Source organism: Streptomyces sp. NBC_00271, assembly GCF_036178845.1.
Taxonomy (GTDB): Bacteria; Actinomycetota; Actinomycetes; order Streptomycetales; family Streptomycetaceae; genus Streptomyces.
In genome coordinates this window covers 7,090,139-7,108,187 of sequence record NZ_CP108070.1, presented here as the reverse complement: position 1 = coordinate 7,108,187, position 18,049 = coordinate 7,090,139, and the positions used below count along the sequence as shown (strand labels likewise).

The following is an 18,049-nucleotide window of genomic DNA, read 5'->3' as shown; positions in this document are numbered from 1 at the left end:
ACGCAGTTCCCCGCGCCCCCAAGACGGGGCTGCGCCCCGAAATTCCGGCGGCCTGTTGTCTTTTGGCCGACGGTTGGGTGTTTCCTCGGCTGCGGGACGGTGGGGGTTGCTCACGCAGTTCCCCGCGCCCCCAAGACGGGGCTGCGCCCCGAAATTCCGGCGGCCTGTTGTCTTTTGGCCGACGGTTGGGTGTTTCCTCGGCTGCGGGACGGTGGGGGTTGCTCGCGCAGTTCCCCGCGCCCCCAAGACGGGGCTGCGCCCCGAAATTCCGGCGGCTGTCGTCCTTTGGCCGACGGTTGGTGGGGGCTGGGCGCGCAGTTCCTCGCGCCCCTAAGAGCCTCGGCTCGACCGGCGTTCGAGGACGCGACCGAAGGCCGAACCCCACCCACCCCCGTCAACCCACCGCCCCCGGCCCGCCCCCAGCCCGTCCGGCGTTTGAGGACAAGGCCGGGGCCGATACCCCACCCACCCCTCGCCCACCCACCCAGCCCGGCCCGTATCACTCAGCCCGTCCGGCGTTCGAGGACGAGCCCTTCGGGCGATGCGGGGGTCCAGGGGGCGCAGTGCCCCTGGCGGGGTTGAAGGGGCGGAGCCCCTGGGGGATGGGACGGGTAGGGGCGGCGGGGGCGAGGAACCGTGCCGCGCCTGCCCACCCGCCCCAGCCAAGCCCCCCCCCGCGCTACCTCACCTCGTGCAGCCCTTCTGGCCCGACTTCAGCGTGACGCACGCCTTCGCCTCGGCGGCGTCCTTGACGGCGATCATCGGGGTGTACGCATCGGTGGCATTGTCGACGGTCCCGATCTGCTTGGCGGCGGTCCCGCCCGTCACCTGGACCGAGTCACCGATCACGGCCTGGGTGATGCGGGCCCAGGCCGCGGCGCAGGTCTTGCTGTAGCGCACCTCGACGAGAGTGGTACCCACAGTGATGCTGGTGCTGGTCGTCGCCAGTTGCCCACCGCACCCCATGTTCTCCGGGTCCTTGCCCGTGCAGTCGGCGCCACTGCACTTCACCCCGGCCGGCAGATCGGGATTGACCGCGGCGGACGTCGAGGGCGTCTTCGGCGCGCTCGCCGCCTTCTTGCCGTCGCCGCCCCCGGTGAAGTACACGGCCGCGGCTATCACCACCAGCGCGCCCACAACCCCCGCGAGGAACATCGTCAGCCGCCGCTTACGCCGCGCCGCCGCGTCCGCGGATCCCCCCACGGGCGCACCCGGCCCACCGACACCGACAGCCCCGGCCGGACCCACGGAACCGCCCGGCCCCGACGAACCCACAGAACCCACAGAACCCGAGGAACCCGCAGAACCCCCCGGCCCCACAGCCCCCGCCGGAGTCGACGGACCGTACCGCCCCCCGTCACCGGACGGCGTGGCGACGACCCCCCAGCCCCCGCCACGCGAGCCCCCACCGGAGGAAGGCCCACCCGAGGACCCGCTCGAAGGCCCGCCCGAAGAGGACCCGCCGTACCCGGCACCCCCACGCGCCCCACCCCCGAGCGACGACGAAGAGCCGTACGACGAGTCCTCCACCTCCGTGGCGGACGGCTGCGGCGGCACCGTCGGCGACACCCCCGCGGGCCCGGCGATCCCCGGCGTGATGCCGGGCGTCGCGGTCGCGCTGCCGCCCTTGCGGGCCTGCTTGCCGTTGCTCCCCTTCGCCGGGGGCGCTCCGAACTCCCCGAGCGCGGCGCGCGCCTGGGAGATCCGGATCGCTTCCATGGTCATGTCGTGGCGCATCTCCGAGCGGCTCCACGCACGCTCGGCCAGCTCCCACATGGTCGTCAGATGGATGGGATTGGTCCCGGTCACCTCGGCCAGGGCGACGATCGCGCCCTTGGGCGCGAGAAGCCGGCCGTTGAGGTACCGCTCCCAGGACGTCTTGCTGTAGCCCGTACGGTCGGCCACCGCGGCGATGCCCAGCCCGCTCCGGTCGACCAGCCGGCGCAACTGGCTGGCGAACTCCCTGACCTGCGGATCGAGTTCATCCGGCAAGTCCCTCCAACGAGGCATTACTGCTCCCCCCTGCTTCTTTCCCCCCGTACGTGCCCTGACTGTTCCCCCGCGTGTTTCGGCACCCGTCCGCCGAGTCCCCCCGGCCCCGTCGGTCCCCGTTCTGGCTACCCACAGGGATGCGATCGGTCAGGATCTCAGTTCCCGGGTTGGGGGCGCACGGGAGCATTCGGGCCCGGACATGCACCGTTGCACGCCCCGCGGGCTGCGGCCCATTGTCCCATCGACGTCATGCCCGCCAATCGGACCCTCGTCCTCCGCAACAGGACGTCCGATACCGTCCCGATTGGCCACGCTAACCGGGTTGTTGCGACGGATCAGGGTAAATCCTTGAACTTGTCAAGACATCGACACAACGGGAACACAGGTGCGACCTCACCTGTCACGAGAACGCTCAGCTCACCCGAGGGTGACGGCACCCACGACGGCGGCGAGGAGGAGGACGACGGCGAGGAGGGCCGCGTAGAGGAGGAGGCGGGGCGCACGGGGCCCGGCGGGCTGCCGGGACGACTCCTCGTCGAGCAGGTCCCACCACGGGAGCGTGGGCTCCTCCTCGTAGCCGTCACGGCCGCGCGCGGCGGAAACGCCATGCCCGGCCGGGACGGAGGCCTCGGCGCCGGGAGCCGGTTCACCGCCGGGGACGGAGACGGGGCCGGGACCCCCCGCCGGTACCCGTACGGGCGGCACGGGTGGCACCGGCGGCACGGGCTCGCGCGGCCAGGCCCGCACCGCCAGTTCCCAGCGCACCCCGAAACGTTCGGTCTCCTCGCCCGCGACACCCGCGACCCGGCACAGAGCGACGACCGCCTGCCGGGGCGGCGGCTGGCTCGCGTTGAGGTAGCGCTGCCAGGAGGACTTGCTGTACGCGGTGCGCGTGCCCAGCGCGACCAGGCTCATCCCGGTGCGGTCCTTGAGCAGCCGCAACTGCTCGACGAAGTGCCGTACCTCCGCCGGAAGCTCCTCCGGCAGCGGCTGCCAGGCACCCATCGCTTCACCCACCTCCCGCAGCGCTCACCAGGCGCCCCGTGTCGTTCCCCGTGAGCGATTGACGACGCCGGGCGGTGGACGGTTCCCGTCACACGGCGCGGACACCGTGGCGGAATGGTCACTTCCGTGCCACAGGGAACTGACGGCTGTTGTACAGGCGGTGCCTGTACAGAAGGGTTGACCCGGGCGGTCCGACCGCCCGGCCGCGGCCCGTCCTTACTCGGGGGAGGGGACGGGCCGCGCCCTGCTTCAGGGCATGCGCGCGGGTCTCAGCGGACCGTGAAGTGCAGCGTGTCGTCCAGGAACGGGATGACCAGCCACGGGTTGGGCTGGGCCATCAGCGAGAGCAGCACGATGGCGACGCCCAGCACGCCGTACGTGAGCATGTCCGTGAAGCGGGAGCGGACCGCGAGCATGCCCACGTCGGGCACCATCCAGCGCATCACGGCGCCGGCCAGCAGCGCGGCGCCGATCAGGATCGTGCCGAGCCGGAACACGTCGAGGGCGGTCAGCAGCAGGCCGAGTCCGACGGCCGACAGCACGGCCAGGATCGGCCACTGGCGGGCCGGGGCCGGGGCGTCGCCGCCCGCCGCCCGGCCGCCGCCCTCGGGCCGTGCGGTGTCCCTCGTGAACAGAGGGAAGCGCCGTGTGGTGCGGCGCGGCTTCCCCTCGGCGTCGGGCGCGCTCACGGCGTCGAGCGCACCCGGCTCGCCCTCGGCGCCCTCCGCCTCCCGCACACCCGCCACACCGTTCACGGACCCCGCCTTCCCCGAACCGGCCTCACCGTTCACGGACCCCGCCTCTCGCACGACGGACTCACCCTTCCCAGCCCTCGCCCTCCGCACGGCCGACCCGCCGTTCGCGGACGCGGCCTCCCGTACGGCCGACTCGGCGTCGGAGTCGGAGCCGGTGTCGCGGGCCGCGGCGTCCTCGGGGCCGCCGTCAGCCGACACTGCGCTCCGCCGCTTCCACCACGTTGACGAGCAGCTGGGCGCGGGTCATCGGGCCCACACCGCCGGGGTTCGGGGAGATCCACGCGGCGACCTCGGCGACGTCCGGGTGGACGTCTCCGACGATCTTGCCCTCGGCGCTGCGCGAGACACCGACGTCGAGGACGGCGGCGCCCGGCTTCACGTCCTCGGCGCGGATGAGGTGGGCGGATCCGGCCGCGGCGACGATGATGTCGGCCCGCTTCAGGTGCGCGGAGAGATCACGGGTGCCGGTGTGGCACTGGGTGACCGTGGCGTTCTCGCTGCGCCGCGTCAGCAGCAGCGGCATCGGACGCCCGATGGTCACGCCGCGGCCGACGACCACGACCTCGGCGCCCTTGATCTCCACGCCGTAGCGGCGCAGCAGGGTGAGGACGCCGTTGGGGGTGCACGGCAGCGGGGCCGGCTCGTTGAGGACCAGTCGCCCGAGGTTCATCGGGTGCAGGCCGTCTGCGTCCTTGTCCGGGTCCATCAGTTCCAGGATGCGGTTCTCGTCGATGCCCTTGGGGAGCGGGAGCTGGACGATGTAGCCGGTGCACGTGGGGTCTTCGTTGAGTTCGCGCACCACCGCCTCGATCTCCTCCTGCGTGGCGGTCGCGGGCAGTTCACGCTGGATGGAGGCGATACCGACCTGGGCGCAGTCGCGGTGCTTGCCCGCGACGTACTTCTGGCTGCCGGGGTCGTCGCCGACCAGGACGGTCCCCAGGCCGGGCGTGACGCCCTTCTCCTTGAGGGCCGCCACGCGGGCGGTCAGATCGGACTTGATCGCGGCTGCGGTGGCCTTGCCATCGAGAATCTGGGCGGTCATGGACCCATCCTCGCGGATGACCCGCTCCCGGTTCCAATCCGGGCGCCCCTTTCCCCCTGTGACCAGCCGCAATCGGCCGTGATCAGTGATGTTGCACTTGCACAACACCTGCACAACACAATCGGAAGGGCTCTGGACAAATAAGTAAGGCATTTAGAACGATGAACACCACAGTGCCGCGGACAGTACCGGGGGGACGGACCGCTCTGTAGAACTCTCCTCCGCACCTTGCCGCGCGTCCCCGCACCAGGCAACGGAGGAACACCCGCCATGAGTTTCGGCGACCCGAACAACCCCTACGGTCCCCCGCAGGGCCAGCCGGCCGACTACCCGCCCCAGGGCCAGCCCGGCTACGGCTACCCCCAGGGCGCCCCTCAGCAGCCCGGTTACGGCTACCCGCAGGCCCCGCCGGTCGGCCAGCAGCCCGGTTACGGCTACCCCGGCGGCCCGATGGAGATGCCCGGCGGGGTGAAGGCCGCGCGCGTGATGCTGTTCGTCATCGCCGGTTTCCAGGTGATCGGCGCGGTCCTGATCGCGATCTCGGCGCTCGCCGTCTCCGCCGCGAAGAACAACGCGGACCTCAAGGACGACGTCCAGTTCCAGCAGCTCGCGGACTACTCGGCCGGCGTCCTGTGGGGCGTCGCGGTCGCGGTCCTGGCGTGGGGCGTCTTCGCGATCTGGCTCGGCGTCAAGTGCGCGAACGGCGGCAGCGGCGTCCGCATCGCCGCGCTGGTGTTCGGCATCCTCACCGCGGTCCTCGGTATCTACCCGTTCGTCGTCATCGGTCTCGTGCACACCGTGCTCGCCATCCTCATCGCGGTGTTCGTCGGCAAGGCGGACGGCGCCGCCTGGTTCGACCGCCCGAAGTACTCGGTCTGAGACCACCGGCGGCACGGCCGCCACAAGGCCGACTTCGAAACCGACATCGAAGCCGACTTCCAGGCCGACTTCCAGGCCGCGAAGGCGACTTCCCGCCATTCACTCCGAGGGCCGTGTCTCCCCCTGGGCAGGGGGAGACACGGCCCTAGTGCGTCTGTCTACCGTCAACTACCCGTCACTGAAGCGGCGGTGGTCTCCGGCCCTCCCCCGTGAGGACCGGAGACCACCGCCGCGTACGTGCGCGAGCCGCTCTCGGGCTCAGCCGCAGTTACCGGTGATCCACTGGTGCGACCGCACCTTGTACGTACCGGCGAGGTTGCCGCCCTGCTGCTGCCGGGTGCAGCCGATCCGGCTGTTGTAGTTGGTGTTCGCGTAGAAGGCGACACCGCTGTACGAACCGGTGCCGGCGTTCCACACCGACTTCACGTTCGTCGTGGCGGCCCAGGAACACCTGATGGCACCGCTCTGCCAGTCGGGGTCGGCGACGCTCCACGAGCACTTGCTGCCGGTGAAGTTGAAGCCGGTCCAGAAGCAGACGTCACCCGACGCGCAGTCCACGGCGGCGGCCGAGGCGGGTGCCGCCGACGCGGAGGCGGGCAGGGCCAGCGTGGTGGCGGCCGCCGCGCTGACGGCGAGGGTCGCGAGCAGCGGGGAGAGTCGGCGCGGACGACGTATTACGGAGAGGTTCATGGGTCTGTTTCTCCTTGCGATGCGGCTGCTGGTGGTCGGACAGCCAGAAGGTGGCAACGCGTGTCCCGACCGGGCAAGGAAACCGGACGGGCTGGGACGCCGGGACGGCCGTACGCCCGCCACTTGGCGCGTTATCTAACCCCTGGGACGGCCGTGGGACGGCTACTGTGTCCAGCCACTGGAACGTCTGACCAGCGTGCCGTAAGTGCCAGGGGGGAACCGCGATGCCCGCGTGCCCGGAGACCGAACGGTTCGCCGCGCTGTTGCGTTCGCTGAAGAACCGGTCCGGTCTGAGTTACGAGGCCCTCGCCAAGAAGACCGGCACGGCCGGCTCCACACTGCACCGCTACTGCCGCGGCACTTCGGTGCCCCAGGACTACGGCAGCGTGCACCGGTTCGCCACCGCCTGCGGCGCGACCCCGGACGAACTGCGGACACTGCACCGGCAGTGGGCCCTGGCCGACGCCGCCCGGCCGGAGCCGGGGACGGGGACGCAGGCCGACGCAGACGTTGTCGAGGTCGTCGAGGTCGTCGATCTCGTGGACGGTGACGACGCCGAGGAGCCGACGGCCGTGGAGCCGAAAGCGATGGAGCCGGGAGCGGTGGAGCCGACGGCCGTGGAGCCGGAAGCGGTCGAGGTCGGGCCCGTTCGGCCGGTCCGTCAGAGCCGGTGGCGTCTTGACCAGTTCCGCCAGGGCCGGTTCCGTGTCGTGGTGATCGGCGCCGTGGTCCTGACGCTCGGTGTATCCGCCTGGGCCCTGACGACCGATCACCCGTCATCCGGCAGGGGCACCGGCAGCGGCGGCAGCGGCTCCGCGACGGACGGCCGTCTGCTCTTCTCGGCCGCCTGTCAGCCCGTGGTGGCCATGGGCCAGCACGACGCCTGCGTGGGTGAGGTACAGCGGCTGCTGCACGCCAAGGGCGCGGACATCGACGTCGACTCGGACTTCGGCCCGCAGACGCTGCGCCGGGTCACCGCCTTCCAGGTGTTCACCGGTCTCCAGCCCAACGGAGTCGTCGGGGACGCCACCAAGAAGGCGCTCTACACCTCGAACGTACGCATGACCGTCTGGTCGCCGGCGAAGGTACGGCAGCACATCCGCGCGGTCTTCACCGACGCACCCGACGCGGCGGTCGCCATCGCGGACTGCCAGTCGTTCCTCGACCCGCTGCACATCCTGCCCAACACCAACGGCACCCGTAACTGGGGTCTGTTCCAGATCTCCGACCTGCGCCTGCGCGAGCTGGGCGGGACCCCGCGTCAGGCGCTGGACCCGGAGTGGAACATCAGGGCGGCCGAGCGCCTCTGGAGCAAGAAGCGCGACTTCCACGACTGGCCGAACTGCGAGCGCGCGGTCAAGGGCGCCGCCACCACCGCGCCCGCACGGTAGCGGCGGCCCACCGGAACCCCGGTGGACCGCCGCGCACGCACCGACCTGCCGCGGATCAGTGGAAGAAGTGCCGCGTCCCCGTGAAGTACATGGTGATGCCCGCCTTCTTCGCGGCCTCGACCACCAGCTCGTCACGGACCGAACCGCCGGGCTGGACCACGGCCCTGACGCCCGCCTCGGCGAGGATCTCCAGACCGTCGGGGAACGGGAAGAACGCGTCCGAGGCCGCGTACGACCCGCGGGCCCGCTCGGCGCCCGCCCGCTCGACCGCGAGCTTCGCGGAGTCGACGCGGTTGACCTGGCCCATGCCGACGCCGACCGAGGCGCCGTCCTTGGCGAGCAGGATCGCGTTGGACTTCACCGCGCGGCAGGCCCGCCAGGCGAAGGCCAGCTCGTCGAGCTCGCCCTCGTTCAGGGCGTCACCGGTCGCCAGGGTCCAGCTCGCCGGGTTGTCGCCGTCGGCCTGGAGGCGGTCGGTGACCTGGAGCAGCGCGCCGCCGTCGATCGGCTTGAGCTCGGTCGGGTTCGCGGGCGCGCGGTGGGCGCGCAGCACGCGGATGTTCTTCTTCTTGGTGAGGGCTTCGAGGGCGCCGTCCTCGTACTCGGGCGCCACGATGACCTCGGTGAAGATCTCGGCGACCTGCTCCGCCATCTCCTTCGTCACCGGCCGGTTGACCGCGATCACACCGCCGAACGCGGACAGCGGGTCACAGGCGTGCGCCTTGCGGTGCGCCTCGGCGACGTTCGAGGCGATCGCGATGCCGCACGGGTTGGCGTGCTTGATGATCGCGACGCAGGGGTCCTCGTGGTCGTACGCGGCACGGCGCGCGGCGTCCGTGTCCGTGTAGTTGTTGTACGACATCTCCTTGCCGTGCAGCTGCTCGGCCTCCGCGAGACCGCCGGCGCCCGAGGTGTAGAGAGCGGCGGGCTGGTGCGGGTTCTCGCCGTAGCGCAGGGTGTGCGCGCGCTCCCAGGTGGCACCGAGGAAGTCGGGGAACCGGGAGGCGTCGACGGGGGCGTACTCGGAGGCGAACCAGGAGGCGACGGCGACGTCGTACGCGGCCGTGTGCTGGAAGGCCTCGGCCGCGAGCCGCTTACGGGTGGTGAGGTCGAAGCCGCCGGTCTTCACGGCGGAGAGGACGTCGCCGTAACGGTCGGGGCTGGTGACGACGGCCACGGACGGGTGGTTCTTGGCGGCGGCACGGACCATCGAGGGGCCGCCGATGTCGATCTGCTCGACGCACTCGTCGGGCGTCGCGCCCGAGGCGACGGTCTCACGGAAGGGGTAGAGGTTGACGACGACGAGGTCGAACGGCTTGACGCCCAGCTCTTCCAGCTGCCGCTGGTGGTCGGGCAGCCGCAGGTCGGCGAGGATGCCGGCGTGGACCTTGGGGTGCAGGGTCTTGACGCGGCCGTCGAGGCACTCGGGGAAGCCGGTCAGGTCCTCGACCTTGACGACGGGGACCCCGGCCGCGGCGATCTTGGCGGCGGTGGAGCCGGTGGAGACGAGCTCGACACCGGCCTCGTGCAGCCCGCGGGCAAGCTCTTCGAGCCCGGCCTTGTCGTAGACGCTGACGAGCGCGCGCCGGATGACCCGCTTGGTGCCCTCGGTGCTCTCGGCCGTGACTGTGCTGTCGGCGGTCACTGGATAACTACCTTTCGTCCCTCAATGCGATAGCCGTTGCGGGCGAGCCGCCCCACGACATCGACGAGCAGTCTTCGCTCGACTTCCTTGATGCGCTCGTGCAGCGCGCTCTCGTCGTCCTCGTCCCGGACCTCCACCACGCCCTGAGCGATGATCGGTCCGGTGTCGACGCCGTCGTCGACGAAGTGGACGGTGCAGCCGGTGACCCTCGCGCCGTACGCGAGCGCGTCGCGTACGCCGTGGGCCCCCGGGAAACTCGGCAGCAGGGCGGGATGCGTGTTGACGAACCGCCCACCGAACCGGGCGAGGAATTCCTTCCCCACGATCTTCATGAACCCCGCGGAGACCACCAGGTCGGGCTCGTGGTCGGAGACGGCCTCGGCGAGCGCGCCGTCCCACTCGTCCCGGGTGTCGTAGTCCTTGACGCGGCGGACGAAGGTCGGGATCCCGGCCCGCTCGGCCCGGGCGAGCCCTTCGATGCCGTCCCGGTCGGCGCCCACGGCCACGATCTCGGCCCCGTAGGCCTCCGGCCCGGCCGCGGCGATGCCGTCGAGCAGTGCCTGCAGATTCGTGCCTGATCCGGAGACCAGCACGACAAGGCGCTTGGTCTTGGCCACGACGGGGCCCTTTCTCGGGGGAGCGTTTGTACGGTCGTACGAATGCTTCGCGCCCCTGGATACAGGGAAGTCTACAAAGCGGCCGACCGTCAGCAACGATACCGGCACACCGGGCGGCCCCCACGGGACGGGGGCGTGGCCGGAAGGTAGCGTCTGCGGTGGATCCTCCCGGGAACACCGTTCAGCACGGGGAACGCCCTGTGCGCTTGGGACGTTGACCTGGGACGGGTAGAACGTTCGGGGTACGAGCCCCGGGAGCGAACGTCCGGGGCGCGGGCCTCGGACGGAAAACCCGGGGCAGGGACTCCGTGGAGCGGTATCCAGGGTGCGAATCCCGGGTCCTGATCCTGAAAACGAACGCCCGGGGTGCGAGCCCCGGGAAGGACGCTCGGGGTGCGCGTCGCGAGCACGATGCCGTGTGGACACGCCGCCCGCCAGAACACCACCAAGGGGAAGACGCACACCTGATGCCGGACCGCAGTCTCCGACTCCCTCCGCTGCTGCTGCGCGAGCGGCGCCCTTCGCCTACCCCGCCGCGGGAGAGCGGGGACACGCCCGCGGGTGGGAACGGTTCCGCGGGCGGACGCGGCCCGAACACAGACTCCGGCACGGGCTCCGACTCCGACTCCGACGACAATCCCTTCGCTCCGCCGCCGGAGGGCACGCCCGACCGCCCCTGGCAGCCTCGACGTCCCGCGTCCGGCCAGGGCTCGAACGAGAACGACGGTTCCGACCCCGGACAGTCCCCATGGGGCAGTCAGTGGAGCGACCGGCAGCCGGGACGTTCGTCCGGCGGCGGTTTCGGCGACCGTCCCGGGGCTCCGCAGGGCCAGGGCGGCCCGGAAGGTCCCGGCGGTGGGCCGGGCTCCGGAATGCGCTGGGACCCGACGGACCCCGCCCAGCGCCGCGCGCGCTACGCGCTGCTCTCCGGCATGTGGGCGTTCTTCTTCGCCCTGTTCAGCTGGCCGTACGTGGCGCTGCTGCTCGGCGCGCTCGCCGTGTACTGGGGCGGCAGCGCACTGCGCGCCAAGCCCCGCGCGCAGGACCCGGACACCCCGGCCCCCGAGGCGAACACCCGCCCCCAGACGACCGCCGCGGTGAGCGGCCTCGTCACCGCGTTCCTGGCCATCATCATGGTCGCCGCGACCTTCACCGCGCAGCTCGTGTACAGCGACTACTACTCCTGCACGAACGACGCCCTCACCAACGCCGCCAAACAGTCCTGCAACGACCTCCTCCCGAAGGACCTGAGAGGCGTCTTGGGCACCCGCGGCTAGCGCAAACGCGGACAGGCGGGCATGGCCCCGCGCCCCGTCAGGGACGCGGGGAACGGCGCGCCCAGCCCCCACGCACCCGCAGCAACATCAACCTGCCCCGGGCGGGGTCTGGGGCGCAGCCCCGGGCGGGGTCTGGGGCGCAGCCCCGGGCGGGGTCTGGGGCGCAGCCCCGGGGGATGGGAATGGGTAGGGGCGGCGGGGGCGAGGAAACCGAGGGCTCCTCACTCACCCCATGTCATCAGAGGGCAAGAGGTCATACGGCTCCAGGCTCGGATCCCGAGCCGAACCCGAACCCGGACCCGCCCCCACCGTCGAAGTCACCCCCACCGCAGGAGTCGGCTCCCCCTTCGCAACCGGCTCCACCTGACCCCCCTCACCACGCGACCGCCGCACCCGGAACCACGACCGCCACGCCCCCCACGAGGGCCACGAGGGCCGAGTGAGCCACGCAGACCAAGAAAACTCTCGTCGCCGCCAAAGCCCCCACCCCCACAACCCCACCCCCACAGGAACCCCCACCCCCACCGTCCAAACCACCACCGCTCCCCCCACCTGCCACCACACCGGCCCGAAGTGAGCCAACGCCGCCACCCCCAACGGCCCACCCGCCACCCCGGCCAGCACCGCCATCACCAGCCCGCACAACACGGCCGCGACCCCCCCCCCCACCACGACCCGCCCGCACGACCAGGCCTCACGCCCCTCCCTCGGCGCCCCCGCGGTCACCAGGAACCACGCCACCGTCATCCCCGCCACCACCGGCACCCCCATCCCCACCTCACTCCACACCGCCCCGGGCACCGCCTCGGGCACCGGCACCGGCACCGCCGCCAGCAACGGAAACGCCGGCAGCAACGGCCCCGGCCCCGCCGCGGACAACGGCCCCACGACATGCCCGGCCCCCAGCACGACCCCGGGCCCGAGCCCGTACGCGGCCCCCCACACCGCCGCGTTCGGCACGAGCGCCAGACAGAGCAGCAGTACCGCGAACCGTCCCGACCACACCTCGGTGAGCTGCGCGAACGAGTCCCGGACGGTATCGCCGTGCCACACCAGCGACACCGCCACCAACAGCGAGCCACCCCCGACGAGCACCGCCGCCCCGGCCCCGGCCGCCCGCGCCGAGGCCCCGAAGAATTGGGGCGCGCAACGGCGTACGCCGGCGGGCAACACGGCGAGCAACCGCCGGACCCGCGCGGGCACAGGGAAGCCGGCGCGTCCGTACGCCGCCCACACCCCCACCCCCGCCGCACTCCCGGCGAGCAACGGCAGACATCCGGCGGTCCACACCCACGAAGGCCGCAACTCCCCGCCCGAGCAGTACAGCGCGGCCGCCAGTCCGACCGTCAGATAGCCCCCGACGACCCCCGTCCACACCGTGCCCGGCTCCGCCTCGGCCTCGGCGTCCGCCACGCCGCGCACCGCCCGGTACAGCAGCCACACGGGCAGGACGACCAGCAGCAGCGGTGTCACACCCACCGGCATGGGCAGGCCCGACAGGGTCTCGGTGCGGATCAGCTCCACGCCGTGCGCGAGCAGCCACAACGCGGCGGCCACGTGCAGCGATCCACTCGGTCCGCTGTCCGGATAGGGCGAGCTGATCCACAGCATCATGACGAGGACGGCGAACGAGCCGAGTCCGAGCCCCGCCGCGAGGGCGCCACCCAGGAGGCTGGCGCCCAGTCCGGGTGAACGGTGGCGCATCCGGGTGAGCAGGGGCGACAACGACAGTCTGCGGTCGGTCATTTGGGTCACGCCCGCCATGCTCCCAACGACACGCGCTTTCTCGTCGTAACAGGCGAACCTCGGATGTGTCGCTCAATATGCAGCTATGTACCTTTTCGTACTAAGGGGCACCCTGTGGGGTCCGACATGACACGCACCCCTGAGACCCCGCTGCCCTCCCCCAAAGAACGCCGCCGCCTGCGCGAGGCCCAGTCGCTGAGCCAGGCCGACGTCGCGGCCGCGGTGGGCGTCACCCGTGCGACGGTGCGCTCGTGGGAGAACGGCCGTACGACGCCACGCGGCACGACACGAGACGCGTACGCACGACTGCTGACGGGCGCCGAGGAGGTGACCCCCCGTCAGGAGACCCCGGCTCCCGCCCTGGTCGGCGCCGCCACCGGCCCCGTACAGACGTCCCCCGACCGCGCCGAACCCACCCCCGAGCCGCCCTCCGAAACCCCACCCGCCCCCGAACTCGCCCCCCAACCCGAGCCCGCACTCGGCCGTGATCCCGCACTCGGCCCCAAACCCGAGCTCGGCCCCGATGCCGAACTCGAACCCCTTTCCCCCTCCCTGACGCCCGATCAGGCCTTCGACGCCCTCTACGCGTTCTGCGCCCCTGCCCTCGTACGGCAGACCTACCTGCTCACCGGTCGGCGCGAACTGGCGCGCGAGTCGGTGGAGCGCGCCTTCCAGCTGGCCTGGCACCGCTGGCCCGAGGTGGCCATGGACCGCGATCCGGCGGGGTGGGTGCGGGCGACGGCGTACGAGTTCGCGCTCTCGCCCTGGCACAGGCTGCGCCCCCGGCACCGCAACCCGGAGCCGCCGCCCGCCGCCCCCGCGGACCGCGCGCTGCTCGACGTACTCCTGCAGCTGCCGCCCGTGTACCGGCGGACCCTGCTGCTCTACGACGGGGTCGGGCTCAATCTGCCGGAGACCGCGGCCGAGACGGAGGCGAGCACGCCCGCGGCGGCCAACCGGCTGCTGCACGCGCGCGAGGCCGTGGCCACACGGCTGCCGGAGCTGGCGGAGCCGAAGGAGTTGCACCGGCGACTCGCCGAGGTCGCCTCCGCCGAGCGGCTGCGCGCTGCGAAGCCCACCACGGTCCGCTGGGGCGGAGAGCAGCGCGCCCGGCACTGGACCCGCGCCGCCATCGCCTTCACGGTCGTCCTCATCGGCGCCACGACACTGACGCTCCGTACGGCCCCGGACCACTACGAGCCGCCGCTGGCGCCCGGCGCCACGGTGCACGGGGTGCCGCCCCGGGTCGCGCCCGGGCCGCTGTCCGCGGAGGAGCTGGCCCTGCGCGCCAAGCTCAAGGGGGAGATGGTCAGCGGGCCGGAGCGGCTGGTTCCGGAGGCAGGCTGAGCCGGGTACGACGACGGGCTCGCACCCCCGTGGGGATGCGAGCCCGTTCAGTCTGGAGAAGGTCCAGCCTGGAGAGGAAGGTCAGCCGGCGAGGATCTCGCGGGCCAGCTTCGCCGTCTCGGTCGGCGTCTTGCCGACCTTGACGCCGGCGGCCTCGAGGGCCTCCTTCTTCGCGGCGGCCGTGCCGGAGGAGCCGGAGACGATGGCGCCGGCGTGGCCCATGGTCTTGCCCTCGGGCGCGGTGAAGCCGGCGACGTAGCCGACGACCGGCTTCGTCACGTTCTTGGCGATGAAGTCCGCCGCACGCTCCTCGGCGTCGCCGCCGATCTCACCGATCATGACGATCAGGTCGGTGTCGGGGTCGGCCTCGAACGCGGCGAGCGCGTCGATGTGCGTCGTACCGATGATCGGGTCGCCACCGATGCCGACGGCGGACGAGAAACCGATGTCACGGAGCTCGTACATCATCTGGTACGTCAGCGTGCCGGACTTCGAGACCAGGCCGATGCGGCCCGGCTTCGTGATGTCGCCCGGGATGATGCCGGCGTTCGACTGGCCCGGGGTGATGAGACCGGGGCAGTTCGGGCCGATGATGCGGGTCTTGTTGCCCTTCGACTTCGCGTACGCCCAGAAGGCGGCGGAGTCGTGGACGGCGATGCCCTCGGTGATGACGACCGCGAGGGGGATCTCCGCGTCGATCGCCTCGACGACGGCGGCCTTGGCGAAGGCCGGCGGCACGAAGAGGACGGACACGTTGGCGCCCGTCTTCTCCATGGCCTCGGCGACCGTGCCGAAGACCGGGATCTCGGTGCCGTCGATGTCGACGGACGTGCCCGCCTTGCGCGGGTTCACGCCACCGACGATGTTCGTGCCGTCGGCCAGCATGAGCTTGGTGTGCTTCATGCCCGTGGCACCGGTCATGCCCTGGACGATGACCTTGCTGTCCTTGTTGAGGAAGATAGCCATGGCGGTTGTTTCCCTCGTCCCTTACTTCGCAGCCGCGAGCTCGGCGGCCTTGTCGGCCGCGCCGTCCATGGTGTCCACGCGCTGGACCAGCGGGTGGTTGGCGTCCGACAGGATCTTGCGGCCCAGCTCGGCGTTGTTGCCGTCCAGACGCACGACCAGCGGCTTGGTGACTTCCTCGCCCTTGTCGGCGAGCAGCTGGAGCGCCTGGACGATGCCGTTGGCGACCTCGTCACAGGCGGTGATGCCGCCGAAGACGTTGACGAAGACGGACTTGACGTCCGGGTCGCCGAGGATGATCTCCAGGCCGTTCGCCATCACCGCGGCGGAGGCGCCGCCACCGATGTCGAGGAAGTTGGCGGGCTTGACGCCGCCGTGGTTCTCACCGGCGTACGCGACGACGTCGAGGGTGCTCATGACGAGACCCGCGCCGTTGCCGATGATGCCGACCTCGCCGTCGAGCTTGACGTAGTTGAGGTTCTTGGCCTTGGCCGCCGCCTCGAGCGGGTTGGCGGCGGCGTGGTCGACCAGCGCCTCGTGCTCCGGCTGGCGGAACTCGGCGTTCTCGTCCAGCGACACCTTGCCGTCGAGCGCGATGACGCGGCCGTCGGCGACCTTGGCGAGCGGGTTGACCTCGACGAGGAGGGCGTCCTCCTTGATGAAGGTGTCCCACAGCGTCACCAGGATCTCGGCGACCTGCTCGGCGACCTCGGCCGGGAACTTCGCCTGGGCGACGATCTCGCGGGCCTTCTCGATCGAGACGCCCTCGTTGGCGTCGACCGGGACCTTCGCGAGGGCGTCGGGGTTCTCCTCCGCGACGACCTCGATCTCCACGCCGCCCTGGACGGACGCCATGGCGAGGAAAGTGCGGTTGGTGCGGTCGAGGAGGTACGAGACGTAGTACTCCTCGGCGATCTCGGGCGCGGTCTCGGCGATCATCACCTTGTGGACCGTGTGGCCCTTGATGTCCATGCCGAGGATGTCCGTCGCCCGGGCGACGGCCTCGTCCGGGGTGGCGGCGAGCTTGACGCCGCCGGCCTTGCCGCGGCCACCGACCTTCACCTGGGCCTTGACGACGGACTTGCCGCCAAGACGCTCGGTCGCCTCGCGGGCTGCCTCAGGCGTGTCAATGACTTCACCGGCCAGCACCGGTACACCGTGCTTGGCGAAGAGGTCCCTCGCCTGGTACTCGAACAGGTCCACGCGCGTCCGTCCCTATCAGTGATCTCGCGGTTCGTTGGATGCGTGGGCGTGCCGCGAAGGGCAACGTGACGTCCGCTGTCACAAGGGTGGCGCACACGGTGTCCGAGCGCGCGGCATGTCCGTCTCGCAGGTTATCGCCGCAGGACGTGGGTCCCTAAATCGCAGGTCACACCTGAGCGGTGATACCTGTCACAGATCTGGCCGGGACGGGGCCTCACCAGGCTGGGGTTTGCCTGGTGAGGCCCCTCGAACGGCCCCTAAGGGGCCCAGGGAGGGCGGTCCCCACCCCAATGGGGACCACCCTCCCCATCCGCGGGGTTTCGGTCGGACACAGCCGACGGCTTTCGGCCGTCCGGGGCCGTGGCCCCGCGGAGTCGGTCGGTGGGTACGGCGGCGGACACAGCGGTACGGCGGGAGGGACGGTCGGACGCCACGAAGCCTCCGACATTCACCATCGCCGCCGTAGGCCAGACCGGTGGCGCCGGCGGAGGTTCTTGTTCATGGGTGCGTCGTGTTCCGCCCCCGCGCGGCACGCCCATACCGGGGGAAGGACCGTCCTAGCCGGGGAAGAGCGGAATGTCCCGGTACCTGTCCCGGGTCTCGGCCGCGGTCACCGCCGAGGGAACGCCGGGCACGAGCCGCGGCGGCGCCCGGTGACTCGGAGTGACGACGGCATGAGCATCGCCGTGACGCGGCGTGCCGTTGTCGACGGCCGACTGACCGCCCAGCGCGCCCGTGGGGTCGCCGGGGGGTGCCTGACGGTCGGCCCCCGGTCCCGGCGCCGCACCCCGGTGCTCGCCGCGCGCGGCGACACCGTCCGTGTTCGTACCGAGGCGGGCGGGACCGTAGTACGTCGGACCGACGGGCCCGGCGTCGGCGTGCCGCGCCACCGCAGGCGACGACGAGGGCACGGCACCCGCACCCGAGTGCTGGGGCCCCGAACCGGCGGACGGAACCTGACCCCCCGCGCCCGGAAGCGAGGGCGGACCGGGCAGCTCGGGCAGGGAGGGCAGCGAGGGAAGGGACGGCAGAGGCTCCGGCGGAGCCTGGCCCAACTCGCCGGTCACCGTCTCCACGAGATCACCGACCGGCCGCACGACGCTCTCGGCAGCCGGCCGTACGACGTGCCGGACGGTGTCGGTCAGGCGGGTGACGGTGTCGCCGACCCGAGCGACGGTGTCCGTGACATGAGCGTGGGTGACGGTGTCCGTGACGTGAGTGACGGTGTGGGCCGCCGAGTGCGTCACCGGGAGCGGAGCACCCGGCTTCACCACCCGTACCGACGAACTCGCCGGAACCGTCGGCACCCTCGGCACCAACCCGTCCGCCGCATGCGCCCGCTCTCCGCAGAGGAGCCCGAGCGCGAACAACCCGGCCACCAGCAGCGCCAGTCGCAACGCACGCCGCCCGGCCGCCGTGCGCGTCATGCGTGTCATGCGTGTCATGCGTGTCATGCGCAGAGCGGCACCGGCGACGGGCGGTTCGGCGACGGGCGGG

The 18,049-nt window shown here is 71.7% G+C and carries 15 protein-coding genes; 4 read left to right on the top strand and 11 right to left on the bottom strand.

The features are described from left to right. Window positions 1-684 precede the first annotated feature (684 nt). From OG798_RS32425 to OG798_RS32410, 4 genes are all read right to left on the bottom strand, one after another. Window positions 685-2,010 carry an XRE family transcriptional regulator gene (locus OG798_RS32425; protein ID WP_267062642.1) on the bottom strand — a complete coding sequence of 442 codons (1,326 nt, stop codon included), beginning with the start codon at window positions 2,008-2,010 and terminating at the stop codon, window positions 685-687. Between the two features lie 399 nt (window positions 2,011-2,409). Next, the gene (locus tag OG798_RS32420) at window positions 2,410-2,997 is read right to left on the bottom strand and encodes a helix-turn-helix domain-containing protein (protein ID WP_095853017.1); all 588 of its coding nucleotides are present in this window, start codon (window positions 2,995-2,997) and stop codon (window positions 2,410-2,412) included. A gap of 269 nt (window positions 2,998-3,266) precedes the next feature. Beyond that, window positions 3,267-3,752 carry a DUF3017 domain-containing protein gene (locus OG798_RS32415; protein WP_179436830.1) on the bottom strand — a complete coding sequence of 162 codons (486 nt, stop codon included), beginning with the start codon at window positions 3,750-3,752 and terminating at the stop codon, window positions 3,267-3,269. Between the two features lie 187 nt (window positions 3,753-3,939). Beyond that, on the bottom strand, window positions 3,940-4,794 hold the full coding sequence (locus OG798_RS32410) for a bifunctional methylenetetrahydrofolate dehydrogenase/methenyltetrahydrofolate cyclohydrolase (RefSeq protein WP_054233749.1): 855 nt from the start codon (window positions 4,792-4,794) through the stop codon (window positions 3,940-3,942). Between the two features lie 270 nt (window positions 4,795-5,064). Here OG798_RS32410 and OG798_RS32405 point away from each other — a divergent pair, with 270 nt between their 5' ends. Further along, window positions 5,065-5,673, top strand: coding sequence for a DUF3824 domain-containing protein (locus tag OG798_RS32405; RefSeq protein ID WP_328758099.1), 609 nt, complete (start codon window positions 5,065-5,067; stop codon window positions 5,671-5,673). Between the two features lie 258 nt (window positions 5,674-5,931). On the opposite strand, the gene OG798_RS32400 is transcribed toward OG798_RS32405, so the two are convergent. Further along, window positions 5,932-6,363 carry a peptidase inhibitor family I36 protein gene (locus OG798_RS32400; protein ID WP_095853019.1) on the bottom strand — a complete coding sequence of 144 codons (432 nt, stop codon included), beginning with the start codon at window positions 6,361-6,363 and terminating at the stop codon, window positions 5,932-5,934. Between the two features lie 224 nt (window positions 6,364-6,587). Between OG798_RS32400 and OG798_RS32395 the strand changes: the two genes are divergently transcribed. Next, entirely contained in the window at window positions 6,588-7,754 is a 1,167-nt protein-coding gene (locus OG798_RS32395) for a helix-turn-helix domain-containing protein (protein WP_121415292.1), read from the top strand. 55 nt (window positions 7,755-7,809) lie between these two features. Here the strand turns inward: OG798_RS32395 and purH are convergent, their stop codons facing one another. Both purH and purN read right to left on the bottom strand, forming a co-directional pair. Continuing rightward, entirely contained in the window at window positions 7,810-9,399 is a 1,590-nt protein-coding gene (purH, locus tag OG798_RS32390) for a bifunctional phosphoribosylaminoimidazolecarboxamide formyltransferase/IMP cyclohydrolase (RefSeq protein ID WP_097225024.1), read from the bottom strand. Beyond that, window positions 9,396-10,016 carry a phosphoribosylglycinamide formyltransferase gene (gene purN, locus OG798_RS32385; RefSeq protein ID WP_095853022.1) on the bottom strand — a complete coding sequence of 207 codons (621 nt, stop codon included), beginning with the start codon at window positions 10,014-10,016 and terminating at the stop codon, window positions 9,396-9,398. The genes purH and purN overlap by 4 nt, the downstream gene beginning before the upstream one ends. 467 nt (window positions 10,017-10,483) lie before the next feature. Between purN and OG798_RS32380 the strand changes: the two genes are divergently transcribed. Next, window positions 10,484-11,293, top strand: a complete 810-nt coding sequence (locus OG798_RS32380; protein WP_328758098.1) for a hypothetical protein — start codon at window positions 10,484-10,486, stop codon at window positions 11,291-11,293. 225 nt (window positions 11,294-11,518) lie between these two features. Here OG798_RS32380 and OG798_RS32375 read toward each other — a convergent pair whose 3' ends face one another. After that, window positions 11,519-13,057, bottom strand: coding sequence for a cell division protein PerM (locus tag OG798_RS32375; protein WP_328758097.1), 1,539 nt, complete (start codon window positions 13,055-13,057; stop codon window positions 11,519-11,521). A gap of 108 nt (window positions 13,058-13,165) precedes the next feature. Here OG798_RS32375 and OG798_RS32370 point away from each other — a divergent pair, with 108 nt between their 5' ends. Further along, window positions 13,166-14,386, top strand: a complete 1,221-nt coding sequence (locus OG798_RS32370; protein ID WP_121418347.1) for a helix-turn-helix domain-containing protein — start codon at window positions 13,166-13,168, stop codon at window positions 14,384-14,386. Between the two features lie 81 nt (window positions 14,387-14,467). Here the strand turns inward: OG798_RS32370 and sucD are convergent, their stop codons facing one another. The 3 genes from sucD to OG798_RS32355 all read right to left on the bottom strand — a co-directional run bounded on the left by sucD (window position 14,468) and on the right by OG798_RS32355 (window position 17,988). After that, complete coding sequence (gene sucD, locus OG798_RS32365; RefSeq protein WP_075028438.1) at window positions 14,468-15,352, bottom strand: succinate--CoA ligase subunit alpha; 885 nt, start codon at window positions 15,350-15,352, stop codon at window positions 14,468-14,470. Between the two features lie 21 nt (window positions 15,353-15,373). Beyond that, complete coding sequence (gene sucC, locus OG798_RS32360; RefSeq protein WP_075028439.1) at window positions 15,374-16,552, bottom strand: ADP-forming succinate--CoA ligase subunit beta; 1,179 nt, start codon at window positions 16,550-16,552, stop codon at window positions 15,374-15,376. Window positions 16,553-17,109: 557 nt separating this feature from the next. Beyond that, on the bottom strand, window positions 17,110-17,988 hold the full coding sequence (locus OG798_RS32355) for a hypothetical protein (protein WP_328758096.1): 879 nt from the start codon (window positions 17,986-17,988) through the stop codon (window positions 17,110-17,112). Between the last annotated feature and the right edge of the window lie 61 nt (window positions 17,989-18,049).